Source organism: Acinetobacter sp. LoGeW2-3, from assembly GCF_002688565.1.
Taxonomy (GTDB): domain Bacteria; phylum Pseudomonadota; class Gammaproteobacteria; order Pseudomonadales; family Moraxellaceae; genus Acinetobacter.
This window is the reverse complement of the sequence record NZ_CP024011.1, coordinates 283,519-305,662: the sequence shown is the minus strand read 5'-3', so window position 1 is coordinate 305,662 and position 22,144 is coordinate 283,519. Positions and strand designations below refer to the sequence as shown.

Sequence of the window (22,144 nt, the reverse complement as noted above, 5' to 3'; positions counted from 1 at the left end):
AACCAAGCTGCTTAAGCTACTCAAGATATTTACAGATTTGCGAATTTAAAGAAAGAAGATTAGTTATGGCAATTTTACTTCCGACCTCAACAGCAGGCAGCTTACCGAAACCATCTTGGCTTGCTGAACCTGAAAAGCTGTGGTCTGCGTGGAAACTTGAAGGTGAAGAACTACTTGAGGCGAAACGTGATGCACTGAAGTTATCTTTACATGAACAACGTCAAGCAGGCATTGATATTGTCAGCGATGGTGAACAAACCCGTCAGCACTTTGTGACCACCTTTATTGAACACCTTGACGGTGTGGATTTTAACAAGCGTGAAACCGTTCGTATCCGTAACCGTTACGATGCCAGCGTACCTTCAGTGGTCGGTGAAGTTTCTCGTAAACAGCCTGTCTTTGTTGAGGATGCCAAGTTCCTGCGCAGTCAAACCGATCAACCGATCAAATGGGCATTACCTGGTCCAATGACTATGATTGATACATTGTACGATGGTCACTATAAGAGCCGTGAAAAACTGGCCTGGGAATTTGCCAAGATTCTGAATCAGGAAGCTCTGGAACTTGAAGCAGCAGGAGTAGACATCATCCAGTTCGATGAACCTGCATTTAACGTGTTCTTTGATGAAGTGAATGACTGGGGTGTGGCAACTCTGGAACGCGCGCTTGAAGGTCTGAAATGTGAAACAGCCGTTCACATTTGCTATGGCTATGGTATTAAAGCCAACACAGACTGGAAAAAGACCTTGGGTTCAGAATGGCGTCAGTACGAAGAAGCTTTCCCGAAACTGCAAAAATCCAAGATTGATATTGTGTCCTTAGAGTGCCAAAACTCACGTGTACCGATGGATCTGATTGAATTGATTCGTGGCAAGAAAGTGATGGTGGGTGCGATTGATGTGGCTACCAATCAGATAGAAACTCCTGAAGAAGTCGCAAACACATTGCGTAAAGCACTTCAGTTCGTCGATGCAGACAAGCTTTATCCTTCAACCAACTGTGGTATGACACCTTTATCTCGTAATGTTGCACGTGGCAAGCTTGAAGCGTTAAGTGCAGGTGCTGCCATTGTTCGTAAAGAACTAGAGGCATAATCAAACGTAGTCTGAAGCTAAGCAGGGCAAATAGTAGCTAGATCATTTGTCCTGCTTTCAGCATCACCACGTGATATATACATTTGAGATGAAAGAGATGATTGAAGCAACAGATTTTAGAAACGCTATGTCTTTGTTGACGACTGCTGTGAATGTAATAACCACACAAGGGACAGCAGGGATGCATGGCTTTACTGCATCAGCGGTATGTAGCGTAACCGATACACCGCCGACATTGCTGGTTTGTATGAATCAATCCTCTCGTTCTCATGCACATTTTATTGAAAATAAAGTGCTATCTGTGAATGTACTCAGCACACAGCATGAACATATCTCCAATGCTTTTGCTTCAAGCAAATTCAATTCTGAAGACCGCTTCAAACTTGGGTGTTGGACCACACTCAAAACAGGTGCTCCGATTTTAGAAGATGCTTTGGTAAGTTTTGATTGCAAGATAGAAGAGATTAAAAATGTTGGCACACATAGCATTTTCTTATGTCGTGTATTAGCCATCAAACAAAGCCAGCAAGAGGAAAGCCTGGTCTATTTTAATCGTGCCTATCATCAGGTCGGTCAACTGGAAACGGTTTAACCGTTCATTGCTTCAATATTCAATCCTTTAAAAGTCAGGATATCGTGGAACTTATTATTTTTTTAGTCATCGGGGCGCTTGCAGGATTTGCGGCTGGTCTCTTTGGTGTCGGTGGTGGAACGATCATCGTCCCATTACTCTTTATTGTTTTTACTCAGATGGACTACAGTCCTGATGTGATCATGCATTTGGCATTAGGAACCTCATTAGCCACCATTGTTGTGACATCAATCAGTTCATTCATGGCACACCATAAAAATGGTGCAGTGATATGGTCGGTATTTAAAAATCTGGCGCCACCGATGGCAATTGGCTGTTTTGCAGGTGCGGCGATTGCAGGATGGCTCTCAGGAATACATCTTCAACTCATCGTTGGTTTATTCTTGATTTGGGTGGCATATAGCATGTTCATGGGGGCTAAAAAGGCTGTCGACTCAAGCAGAACGTTGCCCTCAACCGGTAAGCAGGTGGCTGCAGGTTCAGTGATTGGGGTGGCTTCAGCTATTTTTGGGATCGGTGGTGGCAGTTTAACCGTCCCGTATCTCAACCGTTATGGCGTCGTCATGCAAAAGTCAGTGGGAACATCTGCCGCTTGTGGTTTACCCATTGCGATTGCTGGTGCTTTAGGCTTTATGATTTTTGGGATGAAAGCACATGCTGCTGTGCCCAACAGTATTGGCTATGTACATACTTATGCATTCTTAGGCATTAGCCTGATGAGTTTCTTTACAGCTAAGTTGGGTGCAAAAACAGCACATGCTTTATCACCGCAAATGCTGAAAAAATGTTTTGCGGTATTGTTAAGTATCGTTGGATGCTTTTTCATATTTAAAGGATTGAGTTAAGAGATATTCAATTAATTTGATATGAAGAACAGGCTCACTCAGTGTGGGCTTTTCTGACATTATAGTTATTGTTTGGGATTTACATGATAGAAATACGACATTTAAAAACACTGACAGCCTTGAGAGAGCACGGTTCATTGGTTGCAGCAGCAGGTGACCTATGTCTGACTCCTTCGGCTGTATCTCACCAGTTGCGAGAGCTAGATCAATGGTTTGGTGTAGAAGTGGTCAATCGTCGTACACGTCCTATCAGTTTCTCTAATGTGGGTTTACGTCTATTGAAATTGGCCGATGAGGTATTGCCACAAGTTCAAATAGCACAAAGTGACATTACCCGTATTGTTCATGGGCAGACAGGTCGCATTGTTTTTTCCTCAGAGTGCCATAGTTGTTTCGATTGGCTCATGCCACTTTTGAATCAGTACCGTAGTCAATATCCTGATGTTGATTTAGATTTTGCTTCCGGTTTTGAAGCTAATCCACATGAGCTGTTGCAAACAGGAGAGTTTGATCTGCTAATTACTGCTGATCCAATAGCAATGAAGGGAATCGAATATTTCCCAATTTTTGAGTATGAATCTCGGCTAGTTTTATCTAATACACATCCGTTGGTACGTGCCGAAGAGATTACGGTACAAGAACTGGCAGAAGAAACCCTGATCACTTATCCAGTAGACAAGCATCGATTGGATATCATGTCACGTTTGTTTATTCCAGAGAACATCATGCCAAAGCAAATCCGTACTACCGACTTAACCCAAATGTTGATCCAGCTTGTTGCAAGTGGTCGGGGGATTGCAGCATTGCCAGATTGGGTGGTAAATGAATATGAAAAGAAGGGGTGGGTTACGTCGCGTCGTTTAGAGTGTGTTTCACCTGAAGGATTACGCCGAACCTTATATGCAGGATATAGAAGTGAAGAAAAGCAGAAAGATTATTTTGAAGGGTTCTTGAAGCAACTCGAGAGATTCTCAAAGAAAAGAATCTCTTATTACAGTTAGTTCTCCGAATTTTTATCATTGCATTATCTTGGGGCGGGATTTAGACAATATTAGTTTTATGATTCAATGCACTAAATCAAATTCGGGTTCACATTGGGTAAAATTAATTGCCACATTTTTTGCCACACTTTTTCAAAAGTCTATCACAGACTATCAAATGAAATTAAGTAAATGTTTTAAAATACAAATACTTATATTTGATAGGTTGTGATAGTGTTAAGCTTTAGTGGGTTCAACTCCCGCCACCTCCACCAAAATTCTTCTTATAAATCATCCACTTACGCAAGTGGCTTTTTTATTGGTCGGATTTTCTCGATATGTATAATTTTATTATCATAATTATTTTTATTTATCAGATAGTAATTACAAAAATAGAGTGAGAAGGTTTTTAGATTTTAGGAATTCAATTTAGCTTGATGAAAACACAGTAGAGAAAAAAGAATGAGTACTTCTGCAAATTAAGTTGAATATAGAAATAAAGGTAATTTAATTTTTGGACTGAGTTAAATTATATTTATAAAGCTGATCTGTTCTTTCTTTACCTCCTTTATAGGGAATTATAAAAAACTCTGACCTGGATAAGATGACTGCAGAAGTGATATTGCGGAGGCGAAATTAAAGCAGCCTTAGCTGCTTTGAATATTCAGCCTAAAAAGATCAGGCAGCCTCAAGTCTATCCGTAATCAGCTCCACTCCAGTCGCAACTTTGATCTGTTCCAGCGTGACATCTTGAGCGAGTTCTATCAGAAACACTCCGCGTGAAGTAATATCCATAACACCGAGATCCGTAATGATTCGGTTGACGACACCTTTACCGGTCAGGGGCAAGGTACATTGAGGAACAATTTTTGGGGAACCGTCTTTCGCCGTATGCTCCATTAGCACTACGACTTTCTGCACACCTGCCACTAGATCCATAGCACCGCCCATACCTTTGACTTTCTTGCCCGGAATCATCCAGTTAGCCAGATCACCTGTTTCGGAGACTTCCATCGCGCCTAAAATTGCGATATTGACATGACCCCCGCGAATCATGGCAAAGGATTCAGCACTTGAGAAGAAAGCTGCACCTTTACGAGCAGTGACTGTCTGTTTACCGGCATTGATCAGGTCTGCATCAACTGTTTCTGCAGTCGGGAATTCATCAATGCCTAGCAGACCATTTTCAGACTGGAGCCAGACGTTGATATTTTCTGGAATATAGTTGGCTACCAGTGTTGGTAAGCCAATACCGAGATTGACATAGAAACCATCTTCAAGTTCCTGTGCCGCACGCTGAGCCATTTCATTTCGAGTCCAAGCCATGATTATGCTCCTGCCTTTAAGGTCATCTGCTCAATGCGCTTTTCCGGTAAAGCATTGACGATGATTCGGTTTACATAAATTCCAGGTAGATGAATATCATCCGGATCAAGTTCACCAATCTCTACAACCTGTTCAACTTCAGCCACAGTGATTTTTCCGGCCATGGCACATTCAGGATTGAAATTACGCGCAGTCTTACGGAAGACCAGATTGCCAGCCTTATCCGCTTTATAGGCTTTAACCAATGCCACGTCTGCGGTTAATGATTTTTCCAGGATAAATTCTTTACCCTCAAATTCACGGACTTCTTTGCCTTCGGCAACCAATGTGCCGACACCTGTTTGAGTGTAGAAAGCAGGAATTCCAGCACCGCCAGCACGCAGTTTTTCTGCCAGTGTACCTTGAGGAGTCAGTTCCACTTCCAGTTCACCATTCAGATATTGGCGTTCAAATTCTTTATTTTCACCGACATAAGAAGAAATCATTTTTTTGATCTGCTTGGTTTGCAGCAATTTGCCCAAACCAAAATCATCCACACCGGCATTATTAGAAATGCAGGTCAGGCCAATCACACCAGTATTTTTTAAAGCGTCAATGAGTGCTTCAGGGATACCGCATAAACCAAATCCGCCAACGGCGAGCATTTGATGATCTGCCACGATATCCGCTAAAGCTTCCTGAGCATTGGCAACGACTTTATTCATCAGAAATCCTTATCTTAAAATTCAAGCGTCCATCTTGGCTTCGCGAGCGCTGTGGTCTAATTCATCTGCATGCAGGAAGTGGGTATGTGAAGGCGCGCGTTTGGTTTTGCTCCATTGTTCCAGCATGTCATATTTCATTTCTTCGGTAATCATGGCAATTTTTTGCGATGCTTTTTCATCATCATACGCCAGTTCCAGACGGTGGCCATTTGGATCGAAGAAGTAAATTGAATGGAAAATGCCGTGATTGGTAATGCCCAGTACATCTACGCCATTGGCTTCCAGATGCTCTTTGGCCTGAACCAGTGCCTGACGATCCTTCACTTTTAAGGCGATATGCTGCACCCATTTCGGGGTATTTTCATCGCGGCCCATTTCCGGTTGGGTGGGCAGTTCAAAGAAGGCCAACACATTGCCATTGCCTGCATCTAAAAACAGATGCATATACGGGTCGAAAGCCTTGGTAGACGGTACATGATCCTCAGCAAAAGCCAGGATAAAGTCCATGTTCAGGTTCTTTTTGTACCATTCCACGGTTTCTTTGGCATCTTTACAGCGGTAGGCGACATGGTGAATTTTTTCGATTTGAATGGTCATGGTTATATCCTTATATATTCTTATGCTGCATCGGGCTGCGCTTCAGGTACAGCTTTTTGAAATGCGTCTAGTGAATTGCAATATTCATAAATCGATTCAATTTTCGGAAAATCTGAAAGATCGATGTTGAAACGTTTAGCGTTATACACTTGCGGAATCAGGCAGCAATCTGCAAGGCTAGGCTGATCTCCAAAACAGAATTGGCCATTTGAAAGCGTTAATTGAGCTTCAAGTGCTTTTAAACCGGTGATAACCCAGTGTCTGTACCATTCAGTTTTCTGTTCGTCGCTGGCATTCAGGGTTTTGCTAAGGTACTGAAGTACACGCAGGTTGTTGAGTGGATGAATGTCACAAGCGATATTCAGACTGAAGGCCCGAATCAGCGCACGCTGTTGCAAATCCTCGGGCAACAGGGGAGTTTCCGGAAATTTTTCTTCCAGATATTCAATCATGCTGAGCGACTGGGTCAGCGTGAAATCATCTTCAATTAAGGCAGGGACCAGCTCACCCGGATTGACCCGACGAAATGTTTCACTATGCTGTTCGCCGCCATTGTTCACCAGATGAACCGGGATATGTTCTGCTTCGAGTCCTTTCAGGTTGAGCGCAATACGAACCCGGTAAGCGGCCGAACTCCGAAAATAGGTATACAGTTGCATGGTCATGATTTCACCCCGGACTATTCAGTAAAACCGAAATCAATCGCTGGCAAGATTTTGCCGCTCACAGCACCGAAACCGATACGCAGACCCTCTTTTTCACAATGACCTTTCATGATCACGGTGTCGCCGTCCTGAATGAAGGTGCGTTGTTCACCATTCGACAAAGTCAGCGGCTTGGTTGCATTCCAGGTGATTTCCAGTAATGAACCATAAGAATTTGGCGTAGGGCCTGAAATTGTGCCTGAACCCATCAGATCACCGACCTGAACATTACACCCTGCAATCGTGTGATGAGCCAGCTGCTGTGCCATCGACCAGTACATATATTTGAAATTGGTTTCGCAGATGACATCAGCCTGGTCTGAATGTTCAGGCTGAATTTCAACCGACAGGTTAATGTCATAGCTATTGCTGCTGTTATCTTCACGCAGATAAGCCAGAGGTTTTGGCTCTTGAGCAGGTGAACTGGTTTTATATGGTTCCAGCGCTTCCATGGTTACGATCCATGGCGAGATCGAAGAGGCAAAAGTCTTGGCGTTAAATGGACCTAGCGGTACATATTCCCATTGTTGCAGATCACGTGCAGACCAGTCATTGAATAGCACCATGCCAAAAATATGATCCCAAGCATTTTCAATCGCAATGGGCTCGCCTAAGTTATTTGGCTTGCCAATAATAAAGCCGGTTTCCAGTTCGAAGTCGAGTTTGCGGCACGCTGAAAAAACTGGACGATCAGAATCCGGTAATTTGATCTGTCCTGATGGGCGTACGATTTCTGTACCGCTGACAATTACGGAGCTGGCACGGCCGTTATAACCGACTGGAAGTTCTGACCAGTTGGCTAACAGTGCATTTTTCGGATCGCGGAACATACAGCCGACATTAGTGGCATGTTCTTTCGATGAATAAAAGTCGGTATAGCCCGGGATATAGACTGGCAGATGCATTTTGACGTCTGACTGTTTCAAGAAAACCTGATCACGTAGCTCTTTGTTGTCACGCAATTCGGCATGATCGGCTGAGAGTAACTTTTGTAATTCCGTACGTACTTTAGACCAATTGGCTTTACCCGACTCAATAAAAGCATTCAAGGTTGGCTGATTAAAAAATTGCTGACCTTCTTTTAGCTTTAAATAACCCTTTTCTTCCAATACTCCCAGATCCACAACCCATTCTCCGAGTGCCACCCCGGCACGTGGCTGGACGTTTTGCTCATCACTGAAAATACCATAAGGCAGGTTTTCTAAAGGGAAATCTGAATCAGGAGCGATGTCGATAAATGACTTTAAACGCGTCGTCATAAATATGAATCCTTTCCGTGGAAAATTTAAGTTCTATACAGAATCATACTTATATTTTTAAATTACGCAATAAATAATTTGATTATGAATAATGTAAATTTGTTAAAATGCGGATATGATCTGAATCTGGAATCAGATTTGGCTGAACAAGATTTTTGATTTCAGTAGTACAATGGCTTTATAGAACCATGAAAATTAATGCGTATATGCAGGATGAAACGATGAGCGTTGAGGAAGAAAAATTACAGGGAGGGGTGCAGTCTCTAGAAGTAGGATTAACTGTACTCGATGCATTGACTGAACATAATGCACCGATGATGTTAAAAGAGCTGTCGGAAGTCCTGTCTATGCATCCTGCAAAAGTGCATCGTTATGTGGTGAGTTTGATACGTAAAGGGTATGCCCAGCAGCTCAGTGACGGGCGTTATAGCCTGGGTGAGCGTGCTCATGCATTTGGGGTCAATGCCTTAAAACGTACCGATATGCTGGAATTAACCCAAAAATATATTGTGCAGATTCAGCAGCATTTAAATTGCAGTATTCATGTCAGTAAATGGTTTGCCGATGGTGCTGTAGTGGTTCAGTCACTTGAGTCTAACCATGTATTTAATATTATTACCCGAGTCGGCTCGCGTATGCCTTTGCTGAAGTCGGCAACTGGCCGTTTACATGCTTGTCTCCAGCCAGAACATATCATTAAGCCTTTACTGGAAAAAGAGTGGGCGAGTAGCGCTAAAGCAGGTCAATATCCTGCGAACTGGGAAGAATTCTTGCAACTTAAAGAGAAAATTCTACAGCAGGGCTATGCTTCAGTAACCGGCGATATGATGGCAGGCATCCATGCAGTGGCGATTCCCGTGTATAACTTCAGTCGACAGCTTGATCATGTGATTACCTGTATTGGCACCGAAGATCAGTTGCCAGCAGACCAGATGCAACAGGCTATTGATTATCTGCTCGGGATTCAACAGCAGATTGATGCCTTGTTTAATCCACAGGTCGCTGTCTAACACTTTTCCTCTATTAGATATAATTTATAATTCTTTCATAGATCCAGACCTGATTGAGGTGCTGGATCTTTTTTATATCCAGCTTTTGATCGTTTGACAGAAATTAAAATGTGGCTTAATTATGAAATAAAACTAGAATTTTTATTCTTATTTTACTGGATATGCGATCTCACAGAAAATTGAATAGAGATTTCTAACTCTTGGATGCTTTAGAGTTCGTATAACAGCCTTTATTTTAAATTAAAGTATCAATTTGGTTTAACTAATTAATTTTAAAAAAATTAAAAATTATCTCGCAATGTAGACAATTTTTATAAGAACTTTTATTTTCATAATTCAATATTAAAGAATAAAAAATTATGACCTTATTAAAAACACATATAGAGTTTCGATCTGATAACTTCCCTCCAACCTCTGAAGAGAAAGAAGAGTGGGATAGACAAATTTGGGGACATACATTAGCAAAATACTTATCAGAAGAACTTCCTAAGTATGGCTTAAATGTATCAGATTTCATAAATGAGGATTGGGGATATTTAATACCCTTAGCGGACGAAAAATTTAAAGGTATTTGGGTTGGATGTAATCATTATCAAGAGTATGAAAATGGTTTTTTGGTTTTCATAGATCCTTGCAGGCCAATAATTAAGAAAGGATTTTTTAAGAAAATTGATATATCAGAGCAACTAATGTTTGTAGCTGATATTTTGAATGAGATACTTACAACTAATCCTGAAATCTATGCTCAACATTGGTGGGATGAAAAGGATATGAAATTGATTGGAGAGTAATCTTGAGATCTCCTAAAATTAACATAATACACGTTATACGTGATTATTTTTATTTATTTATATAAATCATATATTTAAATGGTAATAAAAAGCTTGATTATCTCAAATTAGGCTTTTTTATGATTTTTCATATTTAACACTTAATAAAGAAGCAATGTTCCACGGTTTTATGTACTCTCATTTAATCCTAGTGCAGAACAAAATGTCCAGATGAAATAAGAATAGATATCCAATTGGTTACGGATTTTGCCCAAGAACATGACCTGACTCTATTTTTATTTAAAAAGATCAAATCACCATTCATAAAAAAGCCTTCGAGCACTTAAGCTAGAAGGCTTTTAAAACTTACTGTTTTTTAAGCAATCAGTGGTTCAGCTTCATTCTGCATTTTGATCACTGCAGCCATCGACTCGGCAACATAATCAATATTGCTAAGGTTCAGACCTGCTGTACACATGCGGCCACTACGAACCAGATAAATACCGTAATGCTGTTTTAACAGATCCACTTGCTCAGCAGTTAAGCCGGTATAGCTAAACATACCTTGTTGCTGGGTCAGGTAGCTGAAATCAAGTTCTGGCAATGCCTGAGACAATTTTTCTTTGAGTAGGCCACGCATACGTAAAATACGCTGGCGCATTTCTTCAACTTCAGCCTGCCATTGCTGAAACAGTTCAGGATTATTTAATACCTGGCTCACCAATAGGGCACCATTAGCCGCTGGACTTGAATAAATCCGGCGAACTGTGGCTTTTAACTGGCCTAAAACATTTTGTGCGCTTGTAGAGTCATCACAGACAAAACTTAAGCTACCAATACGCTCTCCATATAAAGAGAAGATTTTGGAAAATGAATGGCTGACGATGAAGTTCATGCCAGCCTGATCGAGTGCACGGATAGCATAGGCATCCTGTTCCAGACCCTGACCAAAACCTTGATAAGCCATATCCAGGAACGGAATTAAGGATTGCGCTTTTAATACCTCAATGACCTGATCCCAATCATGCGGCTGTAAATCTGCACCAGTCGGGTTATGGCAGCATGGATGCAGTAACACAATACTGTGAGCTGGCAGCTGTTTTAAGCAATCCAGCATCGCCGGTACATTAACGGCATTGGTTTCTGCATCATAATAAGGATAGAAATGGGTTTGAATACCAGCGCCGTTAAAGATCGCAATATGGTTTTCCCAAGTTGGCTGGCTGACCCAGATTTCAGATTTTGGAAAATATTTCTTTAAAAAATCTGCGCCGACTTTTAGTGCACCTGAGCCACCCAAAGTCTGAATCGTAACCACACGGCCTTGCTCACGGGCAGGGCTGGAAGTTCCAAAAATTAATTCCTGTGCAGCCTGGTTAAAGCTGTTTAGCCCATCCATCGGCAAGTAAACACGAACTTTATTATAGTCAGGGGTCAGATAAGTATAGGCTTTCTGAACTGAGTCTAGCTGCGGCACGATATTATCTTCGTTGTAATACAGTCCGATGCTTAAGTTGACTTTGTTACTACGCTGATCTTTGTTGAATTCTTCCATTAAAGAGAGAATTGGATCACCGGCATAAGTATCAATATGTTGAAACATGAATCTATCCTAATCTAATCAATATGCGATTACGCTTCTGGTAAGGTGCTAATTTTGCTGTTATCTAAAATAGCAGTCTGAGATTCCTGTTTGCGCTTAAAGAAGTAGGCAACCGAGAGAATACCAATCCAGACCGGAATCATGATGACAGCAACGCGCATGTCCGGGGTGCTGCTCATAATCAGCAGAATACCGCCCATAAATGCGATACATAAATAGTTGGTGAATGGATACGCCACACTTGGAAAATCGGTTCTAGTCTGCGTACGATTCATTGAGGTCTTGAATTTCAAATGAGTATAGGAAATAACAAGCCAGTTAATCACGATGGCAGCAACCACCAGCATCATCAGCATGCTAAAGGCTTTTTCCGGCACCAGATAATTTAATAAAACGCACATCAAGGTGAAAAACGCTGAAACCATCACCGCATTCACAGGGATGCCACGCTGATTAATCTTGCTTAAGAACTTCGGCGCATTACCTTGCTGGGCTAAGCCTAACAGCATACGGCTGGTACAGTAGTTAGTACTGTTATATACCGAAACCGCTGCGGTTAACACCACGAAATTCAAAACTCCGGCAACCGTCTGACTGCCGAGAGAATCAAAAATCATGACAAATGGACTACCACCTTGCGCCATCATATTCCAAGGGTAAAGCGATAAAATCACCACTAGGCTCAGGATATAAAATAACAGGACGCGGTAGACAATCTGGTTGACTGCTTTAGGTAAGGTCTTTTTCGGGTTGTCGGTTTCAGCGGCTGCGATCCCGACCAGTTCAATACCGCCGAAAGCAAACATGATCATCGCCATTGCCATAATCAGGCCCATGATTCCATTCGGGAAAAAGCCGCCGAGTTGCCATAAATTTTCCAGACTGGACTGGCTGTGGCCGCTACCACTGGCAAGCAGGTAACTACCGAACGCAATCATGGCAATAATCGCACCGACCTTAATGATCGCCAGCCAGAATTCCATTTCACCGAATAATTTCACGTGGAGGAGATTAATCACATTAATGAAAATGAAGAAGCCGAGGGCAGAAACCCAGGTCGGAATTTCCGGCCACCAGTAATGGATATAAAGACCGACGGCACTTAATTCGGCCATACAGACCAGAATATTGAGTACCCAATAATTCCAACCCGACATAAATCCGGCAAATTTGCCCCAGTATTTATAAGCAAAATGACTAAAAGAACCGCTCACAGGTTCATGTACAATCATTTCACCCAGTTGGCGCATCATTAAGAAGGCAATCAAGCCTGCAATGGCATAACCTAAAATAACGGAAGGCCCGGCAAGCTTGATCGTTTGTGAAATTCCAAGAAACAGTCCGGTACCAATTGAACCACCGAGTGCGATGAGCTGAATATGCCGGTTACTTAAACCTTTTTTCAGGTTTCCTTGTTCAATATGCTGCATTTTTATTCATCATCCATGTGAGATTAAGCGCTGAACTATGATGTGCTTTATTATTTTTATGCCGTCATCGATGCAGAATCTTAAGTGTTATACGAGCGTATCTGTTGAAGCAGAGGCAACCATACCGATGCACATGAGACTACATAGACACCGGTATGGCTTTAAAAAGGTCAGGCTTTAGAAATGTCTAAAACACCACGTTTGATCTGATCACGTTCGATTGATTCAAATAAGGCTTTAAAGTTACCTTCACCGAAACCATCGTCGTCTTTGCGCTGGATAAATTCAAAGAACACCGGGCCAATCATATTTTCAGAGAAAATCTGTAATAGCAGGCGTTTGTTGCCATCTTTGGTATTGCCATCTAGCAGAATGCCGCGTTTTTGCAGCTCATCCGCTGGCTCACCATGGTTCGGTAAACGTTCATCCAGCATTTCATAATAAGTGCTTGGCGGTGGCGTCATGAACTTGGTGCCTAAAGCTTTCAGCTTGTCCCATGTTTCAAGCAGGTCATCACAGATAAAGGCAATGTGCTGAATACCTTCACCATTGAATTCATTCAGGAATTCAGCGATCTGACCATTACCTTTGTCCGAATCTTCATTTAGTGGAATACGGATCTTACCATCTGGTGCAGTCAATGCTTTAGAGGTCAGGCCAGTGTATTCGCCTTTAATATCGAAGTAGCGGATTTCCTGGAAGTTGAAAATCTTTTCATAGAAATCTGCCCAGTACTGCATACGACCTTTATAAACGTTATGCGTTAAATGGTCGATTTCATTCAGGCCTGTGCCGACTGGACGCGATGGAACATTATCGAAGAAGATAAAATCATTTTGGTAAATGTCACAATCGACCAGGAAGATTGGGGAACCACCGATTCCTTTAATCGCAGGAATATTAAGCTCCATTGGCCCGATTTTGCTATAAATCGGTTCTGCGCCGATTTCAATCGCCTTTTGAAAAGCTTTTGCCGCATTCTTGGTACGGAAGCCCATTGCACAAGCAGAAGGACCGTGCTCTTTGTAGAAATAGGCTGCATATGATTCAGGCTGATAATTCAGAATGATATTAATATTGCCCTGGCGCCATAAATAGACATTTTTCGATTTATGCTTCGCCACTTTAGTGAATCCGATGGCTTGGAAAACAGGATCCAGTTGGCCATCTTCAGATACAAATTCAATAAATTCGAATCCACATAGTTCTAATGGATTGGCTAATTCATTCATACAACATCCTCATTTTTTAGAAGCAATCCTATTGCTCATCTTTTACTGTCTGTTCAGGCTCTACGGTGGTATGACTGCCGTTTTATATTGAGAAGACAAATCCGTTTGCCTGACTTCTTTGACTTGCTGAACTGCATCGATTCCTGATGCACACAAGAAAAAGAAGGAATTTAACTCATCATACTGGATCTTGAATATTATTCAATACGTAATTTAATTACGTAATAAATAATTTCATAAAATATGGGGTTAATTTATAACATAAATTAATGTTATTCATAAAAAATATTTTTTGGATAATTCCAAGATACTAAATCATAGGAAATGTAGTTTTTTGTAAGGAGAACCAGTCCCAAATTTATCCGTTGAGAATGGCGATTGAGTAACTATTTTTTAAAAGAAGTGAGGAATTATATTTTGAATGGATCAAATAGAGAGCCAACTTGGAAATAATAATTGGAGACGTTTGGAATATTAAAAAATTCCTAAATAACTTAATAAAATAAATAGTTAAGAGCTTTACTGATCTAAACAAATTTAGTCTAACAGTTCTTCGACTCGCATACTTTCACGATAATACTGACAGTCAATATACAGAAACACGCCAATTATACATGTTGAAGTTTCCGCAGAAAATTGTAGTAATGGGGGGGTGAGGCTGAACATGTGATTAAAGCAGATGCCTAAATTTAGAAATATTCAATATTGAATAGATATAAAAAGAGGCCGGAAGGCCTCTTTTATTTTGATTTATAAATTATTGAAAAAATAATAAATCTGAATGAATAAGAAGTTTAATCAGTTAGAATTTATTTAAACTTCCAGGTGTAATCAATATTCACACGGGTCTCATTATCAGAACGGAAAGCCATGCCTTGGGCAGGCATATCATTACGATAATGGCTATAACGTGCACGTAGGTTTAAGCCTTCAAGTTTACCTGCTGGAATGCGATAACTTAAATCGAAATCTAGCGCGTCTTGCTCAAATTCTTCACCTGGCAGATTTCTAATTTCAATATCTACTCCTTTACTATAACGGGTCATAAATTTAAGACCGTTAAGAGGGGTATCTTTAAAATCGTAGTCATAACGGACGTGATAAACTTTTTCATTAATATTAGTAAAGTCAGCACTCATACTGTCCAAGAATACCGCAGGTTCAGCACCTGACAGGGTAGGCATGGCAGTATCACCAAATGATTGCATATAGCCCAGACTAAAGGTGTGATTGCTACGATTCAAACCGAAAATCCCGCTGAAGTGCTGGTTCTCGATATTACCTGCAAGGGCATCGCCTGAATCTTCACTCACGAACAAACGCAAATCAGACAGGAAATTACCGATACCAATGTCATGTTTGGTTTTTAGTCCCAAGAAACTTTGTTGATACACATCATGTAAGTCTGCATGAAAAATTTGTGTAGCTACCTGATCATTAACCTTATATTCAGCTCCTAACATATGTAGGCCAGAAGATTCAGCAGCAGTGTCGAATCGTCCATTTGGGTTACCTACTCGAATTTTCTCATAGTTGGTGGAGTCCCGTTGGTTGACTCGATCTGTATACAACGCATGAACTTTTAAATTATCTATTTCATTAAACTGTAGATGAGCACCACGATAATTCTGCTGGAATAAACGGGCAGGGCTGGAAAATAGCACAGGGAACATTGGCGCCAATGTTCCTACATGTAATGTGGAGTCCTGTACTTTTGCTTTCGCGGTCCAACGGAGTTCACCATACTGATCAGCACGCTTTCTGTCTTGACCCACAGGGAGTAAACCGGAAGCAGCATACTCATCGACGCTATCGCCTAATAAGTTAAAACCTGCTAGACCCAAGATATCTACACCAAATCCAACAACACCTGGCGTATAACCAGAATTTGCTTTTAAGATAAAACCTTGAGCCCAATCACGTGCTGCCGGGAAAGCATCTCCTTGCTTATAGTCACGGTCATAATAGAAATTACGTGCTGTCAATGTGACCTGAGAATCATCAATAAAACTGTTTGCAAAAGCAGGAGCTAAAACTACAGACGAAAGTATCCCCAAAAAGATTGCAGAGAATCTCATGATATTGTCCCTATATATTTGAATAGAGCTGAACTTCATGTTCAGCTCAGGATAATGAAGTAATAAAAGAGTTATGAACTTACAGTAGAGCTTTGGAAGTTTAATTGAGCCGTGTGTTTATTCTGCAATTTTGAAAGACTAAGAACAGTCACAATCGCAAGAACAAAAGCACCCGCATAGTAGCCATACAAGGTAAGTGAAGAAATTCCGCCGTCTAGGAAAGCACCTGCAACTAACGGGGATAAAATTCCACCAATACGGCCAAAACCAATTGCAGAACCTACACCGGTAGCACGCACATCGGCTGCATAGATTGAAGGTGACATGGCATAAAGACCTGCCACACAGCCATTAGATAATACGCCCAAGAAAACTGACAGGATAAAGGCAATAGTAAGTGTGCCAGTACTGTTTACAAAAAGCAGAATTAAGATGGCGGTTAATGCCAGGAAAGCTGCTTGTACATAGAATACACGGACACGTGCGCTGATTAGACCGATCAATGCCGCACCAAACATGCCTCCTGCACTGATCAGTACACCAGCAGTCACACCTTGTTCAGTCGTCATGCCATTTGCAGACAAGATTTTTGGTGTCCAGCTCATAACGAAGTAAAAGCCGAACATTACGAAGAAGAAGCTAACCCAAAGTAAGATGGTTTGTAGGCCAAGCCCAGCAGTGAATAATTTTGCAATACCAATCTTAGATTGTGCGGTATTGAGTACAACTTCAGGAAGTTGCTGAATACGAGTCAAACCAATACGTTGGCAGAGGTGATTAATACGATCTAAAGCATTTTTTGGCTGTTTAACCAGCAGATAATCGAGTGATTCTGGTAAAGTGAAAAATGCTACTACCAGCATAAACATGGTCGTTAATCCGCCTGCAAGGAAGACTGAACGCCAGCCGAAATGGCTGATCAAAGCAATTGCAATCATACCGCCAATGGTTGCACCAATGGCATAACCGGTGGATTGCAAACTTACTGCCAAGCTTCTCCAGCGCGATGATGCATATTCACTGGCAATCACATTACTGCTTGCCAAAATACCACCAATCCCTAGACCCGTAATAAAACGCATAATACCGAGCTGAGTTGCACTCTGTACTAGTGAAGCAGCAATCATGCTGACACCACTAATAAGCAGACAAAGCAGAATTAAAGGGCGACGACCAATTTTGTCTGCCCAAGGGGCCAAAAATAAAGAACCTGCACCCATACCAAACAGACCGGCACTTAATAAAGCACCTAACTGTGAACCTGTGAGTCCCCATTCTGCTGATACCGATGATGCAGTGAATGCCATCACCAATACATCGAAACCATCGATGACATTTAAAAGAACACAGATACCGATAACAAACCATTGATAGCTATTCATGGTTTTGTTATTCATTTCCTCACGAGGGTTCTGAACCATTTACTTTCTCCATGGAATCAGACACCTAAACCAGCACATATATGTATAAATAAACGTGATTAGTTTATTAATATTGCATAATTTTTTTGGTTAAAAGGTGTCATCCTAGTAATGTTTAAGATGTCCACCGCAGATCAGAACCCGTCCATGTTCTGTTGCTGAAGATTTAATCAGCCTACTTGCGATGTGCTGAATTTATCATTATTGGATCCAAATACAAGCATAAAATATATGCAATAATCGTTTTTTTGGATTAAATGGATCCATAGAACATAGGAAATCATTGAATAATCTAGTGAAATACTAGGAATTAAAAAGTATGAACAAAGGCGTTCATTTTGTAAAAAAAGAATACATATGATCAATCACTTAGCATAAAAAATCATAAAAAACTTTAAAAATCATGCAATATTATCAAAGTATGGCACGCAAATCATGAGCAGTCTGTTTAAGCAGAGGGAGGATATTTTGTATTAAATAACTGGTATTAATACGCGCGCTTGAGCCAATACAGTTTAGCGCAGCTACAGTATCTCCCTGCATATTTAAAATGGGGACTGCCATCGCAATGATTCCTAATTCATGTTCTTCTGTAGAAATACAGTAATCAAGCTGACCAACTTGCTCTAATGTTTTTAAAAAAACCTGTGGATCCGTAATGGTGTAGGGGGTAAGCCGTTTCAGGTTAAATTTATCCAGCCATTGTTGCTGGGCTTCAAGACTTAAATGTGAAAGTAGAATCTTGCCCGTCGATGTAGCATACGCAGGCAGGCGGTTCCCTAGGTGTACACCAAGTGGACTAAGTTTGCTGGTGTCAATTTGGGGAGCAATACTTTTTGCAACAGGTACAACTTCATGCTCATCAAGTACTGCAACAGAATAACTCAAAGCAGTTTTTATGCTTAAGAGGTTGAGCATCGGTTGGGCAACTTTAGGTAAGTAGGCGGAACTGAGATAAGCGCTGGAAAAGCGTAACACTTTATAGGTGAGCCAATAGAAATGTTCATCTGTATCGAGATAACCGAGAAATTTGAGGGTACGGACATAGCGTCGAGCCGCAGTACGACTGAGCCCGGTACGTTCAGCAATCTGGGTAACATTCAGCTTTTGACGTTCAGTACTGAAGCATTCAAGCAAACTTAAACCTTTTGCTAGTCCTGCAATGTAATCGTCATACTGAATAGACTCATTATTATTTTCACTAAAAATCAAATCTTTGCGCAATTACATTCCCCTCATTATTTATTTTCTTTAGATATCATGTCCGATCATCGGTCAAAAGTCACCTATTTCGGTAGGGATTGAGGCTAAGGTCTAGGCGGAAACATGAAAATTTCTTAACTTGTAAAAAAGGATGACTATTTGGAAATTGTCAGCATATGGAAATTTTAAACACTAAAGTCGCAATTATTGGTTCAGGTCCAGCAGGATTATTACTTGGACAATTACTCTATAAAGCCGGTATTGATCATATTTTAATTGAGCAGCGTAGTGCTGAGTATGTAGCAAGTCGTATCCGTGCTGGTATTCTTGAGCAGGTATCGGTTGATCTTTTGGCTGAAGCCGGTGTAGATGCTCAACTCAGAGAAAAGGGCTTACCACATAACGGTATTGAAATTTTAACCAATGGTGAGAAACACCGTGTGGATCTGACCCAACTCACCGGAGGTAAGCAGGTCACTGTTTATGGTCAAACTGAAGTAACCAAAGACCTAATGCAAGCACGTACTGAAGCGCAATTAACGTCTTTCTACGAAGCAAGTAATGTACAAGTTCATGAATTTTATGGTGAGCAGCCTTCGGTGACATTTGAACATGAAGGCCGTCAGGTCACGGTTCAATGTGATTTTATCGCAGGTTGTGATGGCTACCATGGTGTATGCCGTGCAAGTGTTCCTGAAGATAAAATCAAGACCTTTGAAAAAGTGTACCCATTTGGCTGGTTGGGTGTACTTGCAGATGTACCGCCAGTGGCAGATGAATTAATTTACGTACAGTCCGAGCGTGGTTTTGCACTCTGCAGTATGCGTTCAAATACACGTAGCCGTTACTACCTGCAGGTTCCATTAACAGACAAAGTTGAAAACTGGCCAGATGAACAATTCTGGGAAGAACTGAAAAACCGCCTTGATCCTGAAAGTCGTGAAAAGCTGATCACGGGTCCTTCAATTGAAAAAAGTATTGCACCACTGCGTAGCTTTGTAACAGAACCAATGCGTTTTGGTAAATTGTTCTTGGCAGGGGATGCAGCGCATATTGTGCCGCCAACAGGTGCCAAAGGTCTTAATCTTGCTGCATCAGATATCGCATTCTTGTCTAAAGCCTTGATTGAATATTATGACAATGGTTCAGAAGCTGGCATTGATAGCTATTCGGAAAACTGTTTAAAACGTGTGTGGAAAGCAGAACGTTTTTCATGGTGGATGACACATTTACTTCATTGTTTCGAAACAGAAACTGAGTTTGAACATAAAATTAAACAAGCAGAATTAAGCTATATTTTAGGTTCAGAAGCAGGTCAGACGACACTTGCTGAAAATTATGTAGGCCTACCGCTACAGAAAGCGAGCTAAGTGCAAATTTTATGACTTTTGTTATTTAAATCTGCGCTAGATTCAAAACACATCGAGTTCATTTGAGCTCGATGTGTTTTTTTATTATAGAGAAAAGGTATTCATTTACAACATTCACATTCTATCTAGAAAATGGCTTAAACAAATTGACGGAATTCACGCGCTGTTTGTTGCAGTAAAGGCAAAATATGCTGTTGTAAATATTCTTTGCTGGTACGTCCAGTAGGGGAAACAATGTTTAAAGCAGCAACGACATCGGCACGGTGGTTATAAATTGGAACCGCAAGTGCATGTACACCAAGTTCATGCTCTTCTGCTGAGTAACAGAATTCATCGGCACGAATTTGCTTCAATAGGGCTAAAAATGCCTGATTATCCGTATAGGTGTATTTGGTCAGTGATTTTAAAGGGTATTGGTCAAGCCATTCTTGCTGAGACTCAGGGCTTAAATAACTGAGTAAAACTTTCCCTGCAGAAGTAGCATGTGCTGGTAATCGATTGCCGAGATGTAAGCCATAAGGATTGACCCGATCAGTTTGTTGGTGTGCAGCACTACGAGCGATCGTAATTGCCTCAAAACCGTCCAAGACCATGACAGAGTAAATTAATGAGGTTTGCTGAGTCAGCAAATTAAGAAGGGGTTGAGCAATTTTAGGTAGCTGTGCTCCACTCAAATAAGCCCCTGAAAATTTGAGGACTTTAGGACTCAAAGAATAAAAATGGCCATCAAAATCTAAATAACCAAGATATTCCAGTGTTAGTAAATGACGACGCGCAGCCGCCCGTGTAAGTCCTGTCTTTTCAGCTGCCATGCTAACGTTTAAACGGTGTCGATCATTGGCAAAGCAATCCAGAATTGCTAATCCTTTACTTACGCCGGCAATGAAGTCTTCATGACGAATCATTTTTTTATTCTCCGGGTTCTGGATCATTTGGTCGCGTGAACTATCACTGGTTGCCATGTCAAATTCCTTGATCTTCATATATTACTTTTTCATGTATCGTTACGGTTTCTTTATTTAATTCTAAGAATTAGAAAAAGTTTTTGTTCGATCATCGTACAAAGATTCTGTAAATCGTACAAAACTATTTTTAAACCGTAGTCGAAAGCTTGGATTTTATCAAGAATAGATCACACAGAATCCTAAGGATTTTGGTTGGAATTTGTTCTCCGTCCAGAATGTATTTTCACCAGAACCTTAGGTTCTCAAAAATTTTTGTACTAGTGGCAACACATGGAGTTATTTGATGATCGATAAAAGTTCTGCTTCACTGGTTGAAGCACTTTCACAAATCAAAGACGAATCAACCATCATGATTGGTGGTTTCGGTACCGCAGGTCAGCCGGCTGAACTGATCGATGGCCTGATCGAACTTGGTGTGAAAGATCTAGTGATCGTCAATAACAATGCCGGTAACGGAGACTATGGCCTGGCAAAGCTTCTTAAAGCTGGCGCAGTACGTAAGATCATCTGTTCTTTCCCGCGTCAGTCAGATTCCTGGGTCTTTGACGAGCTGTACCGTGCTGGCAAGATCGAGCTGGAACTGGTGCCACAAGGGAACCTGGCCTGTCGTATCCAGGCTGCTGGCATGGGTCTAGGCCCAATCTACACACCAACTGGTTTTGGTACTTTGCTGGCTGAAGGCAAACAGACCATGAACTACGAAGGTAAAGATTACGTTTTAGAAAATCCAATTAAAGCGGACTTTGCTCTGATTAAAGCATCGAAAGGCGACCGTTGGGGCAATCTGGTGTATCGCAAATCTGCCCGTAACTTCGGTCCGATCATGGCGATGGCGGCAGATGTGACCATTGCCCAGGTGTCTGAAGTCGTTGAACTCGGTGCACTCGATCCTGAACACATCATTACCCCGGGAATCTTCGTACAGCACGTTGTACAAGTACAGCCTGCACAGTAATCACGG

The 22,144-nt window shown here is 41.3% G+C and carries 20 protein-coding genes; 8 read left to right on the top strand and 12 right to left on the bottom strand.

Features of this window, described 5'->3' with window-relative positions; translation table 11 throughout:
- The first annotated feature begins 65 nt into the window (after positions 1–65).
- The 4 genes from BS636_RS01460 (at position 66) to BS636_RS01445 (ending at position 3,532) form a co-directional block, all read left to right on the top strand.
- Positions 66–1,094 (top strand): methionine synthase, encoded by a 1,029-nt coding sequence (locus tag BS636_RS01460; RefSeq protein ID WP_099337199.1) that lies wholly within the window; start codon positions 66–68, stop codon positions 1,092–1,094.
- A 97-nt stretch (positions 1,095–1,191) separates the two neighbouring features.
- On the top strand, positions 1,192–1,686 hold the full coding sequence (locus tag BS636_RS01455) for a flavin reductase (protein ID WP_099339569.1): 495 nt from the start codon (positions 1,192–1,194) through the stop codon (positions 1,684–1,686).
- Between the two features lie 44 nt (positions 1,687–1,730).
- Positions 1,731–2,531 carry a sulfite exporter TauE/SafE family protein gene (locus BS636_RS01450; protein ID WP_099337198.1) on the top strand — a complete coding sequence of 267 codons (801 nt, stop codon included), beginning with the start codon at positions 1,731–1,733 and terminating at the stop codon, positions 2,529–2,531.
- Between the two features lie 83 nt (positions 2,532–2,614).
- The gene (locus BS636_RS01445; RefSeq protein ID WP_099337197.1) at positions 2,615–3,532 is read left to right on the top strand and encodes a LysR family transcriptional regulator; all 918 of its coding nucleotides are present in this window, start codon (positions 2,615–2,617) and stop codon (positions 3,530–3,532) included.
- A gap of 657 nt (positions 3,533–4,189) precedes the next feature.
- Here the strand turns inward: BS636_RS01445 and BS636_RS01440 are convergent.
- From BS636_RS01440 to fahA, 5 genes are read right to left on the bottom strand one after another with little or no spacing between them, the layout of a single operon-like run.
- Complete coding sequence (locus BS636_RS01440; protein WP_099337196.1) at positions 4,190–4,837, bottom strand: CoA transferase subunit B; 648 nt, start codon at positions 4,835–4,837, stop codon at positions 4,190–4,192.
- A gap of 2 nt (positions 4,838–4,839) precedes the next feature.
- Positions 4,840–5,541 (bottom strand): CoA transferase subunit A, encoded by a 702-nt coding sequence (locus tag BS636_RS01435; RefSeq protein WP_099337195.1) that lies wholly within the window; start codon positions 5,539–5,541, stop codon positions 4,840–4,842.
- A 21-nt stretch (positions 5,542–5,562) separates the two neighbouring features.
- Positions 5,563–6,138, bottom strand: coding sequence for a VOC family protein (locus BS636_RS01430; protein WP_099337194.1), 576 nt, complete (start codon positions 6,136–6,138; stop codon positions 5,563–5,565).
- Between the two features lie 20 nt (positions 6,139–6,158).
- Positions 6,159–6,797 carry a maleylacetoacetate isomerase gene (gene maiA / locus BS636_RS01425; protein WP_099339568.1) on the bottom strand — a complete coding sequence of 213 codons (639 nt, stop codon included), beginning with the start codon at positions 6,795–6,797 and terminating at the stop codon, positions 6,159–6,161.
- Between the two features lie 20 nt (positions 6,798–6,817).
- A complete protein-coding gene (gene fahA / locus BS636_RS01420) occupies positions 6,818–8,101 on the bottom strand; it encodes a fumarylacetoacetase (RefSeq protein ID WP_099337193.1) in 1,284 nt (427 codons plus the stop codon).
- 188 nt (positions 8,102–8,289) lie between these two features.
- Between fahA and BS636_RS01415 the strand changes: the two genes are divergently transcribed.
- The gene (locus tag BS636_RS01415) at positions 8,290–9,111 is read left to right on the top strand and encodes an IclR family transcriptional regulator (protein ID WP_099337192.1); all 822 of its coding nucleotides are present in this window, start codon (positions 8,290–8,292) and stop codon (positions 9,109–9,111) included.
- A 359-nt stretch (positions 9,112–9,470) separates the two neighbouring features.
- On the top strand, positions 9,471–9,902 hold the full coding sequence (locus BS636_RS01410; protein WP_099337191.1) for a hypothetical protein: 432 nt from the start codon (positions 9,471–9,473) through the stop codon (positions 9,900–9,902).
- A 355-nt stretch (positions 9,903–10,257) separates the two neighbouring features.
- On the opposite strand, the gene BS636_RS01405 is transcribed toward BS636_RS01410, so the two are convergent.
- The 6 genes from BS636_RS01405 to BS636_RS01380 all read right to left on the bottom strand — a co-directional run bounded on the left by BS636_RS01405 (position 10,258) and on the right by BS636_RS01380 (position 18,869).
- Entirely contained in the window at positions 10,258–11,484 is a 1,227-nt protein-coding gene (locus BS636_RS01405) for an aromatic amino acid transaminase (protein WP_099337190.1), read from the bottom strand.
- A 29-nt stretch (positions 11,485–11,513) separates the two neighbouring features.
- Entirely contained in the window at positions 11,514–12,914 is a 1,401-nt protein-coding gene (locus tag BS636_RS01400) for an amino acid permease (protein ID WP_099337189.1), read from the bottom strand.
- 170 nt (positions 12,915–13,084) lie between these two features.
- Positions 13,085–14,146 (bottom strand): 4-hydroxyphenylpyruvate dioxygenase, encoded by a 1,062-nt coding sequence (gene hppD, locus BS636_RS01395; RefSeq protein WP_099337188.1) that lies wholly within the window; start codon positions 14,144–14,146, stop codon positions 13,085–13,087.
- An 809-nt stretch (positions 14,147–14,955) separates the two neighbouring features.
- A complete protein-coding gene (locus BS636_RS01390; protein ID WP_099337187.1) occupies positions 14,956–16,224 on the bottom strand; it encodes an OprD family outer membrane porin in 1,269 nt (422 codons plus the stop codon).
- 71 nt (positions 16,225–16,295) lie between these two features.
- Positions 16,296–17,645, bottom strand: a complete 1,350-nt coding sequence (locus BS636_RS01385) for an MFS transporter (RefSeq protein WP_099337186.1) — start codon at positions 17,643–17,645, stop codon at positions 16,296–16,298.
- 414 nt (positions 17,646–18,059) lie between these two features.
- Positions 18,060–18,869 (bottom strand): IclR family transcriptional regulator domain-containing protein, encoded by an 810-nt coding sequence (locus BS636_RS01380; protein ID WP_099337185.1) that lies wholly within the window; start codon positions 18,867–18,869, stop codon positions 18,060–18,062.
- 155 nt (positions 18,870–19,024) lie between these two features.
- On the opposite strand from BS636_RS01380, the gene pobA reads away from it, so the two are divergent.
- A complete protein-coding gene (gene pobA, locus BS636_RS01375; RefSeq protein ID WP_099337184.1) occupies positions 19,025–20,218 on the top strand; it encodes a 4-hydroxybenzoate 3-monooxygenase in 1,194 nt (397 codons plus the stop codon).
- A gap of 137 nt (positions 20,219–20,355) precedes the next feature.
- Here pobA and pcaU read toward each other — a convergent pair whose 3' ends face one another.
- The gene (gene pcaU, locus BS636_RS01370) at positions 20,356–21,180 is read right to left on the bottom strand and encodes an IclR family transcriptional regulator PcaU (RefSeq protein WP_099337183.1); all 825 of its coding nucleotides are present in this window, start codon (positions 21,178–21,180) and stop codon (positions 20,356–20,358) included.
- A 286-nt stretch (positions 21,181–21,466) separates the two neighbouring features.
- Between pcaU and BS636_RS01365 the strand changes: the two genes are divergently transcribed.
- Entirely contained in the window at positions 21,467–22,138 is a 672-nt protein-coding gene (locus tag BS636_RS01365) for a 3-oxoacid CoA-transferase subunit A (RefSeq protein WP_099337182.1), read from the top strand.
- Positions 22,139–22,144 lie beyond the last annotated feature (6 nt).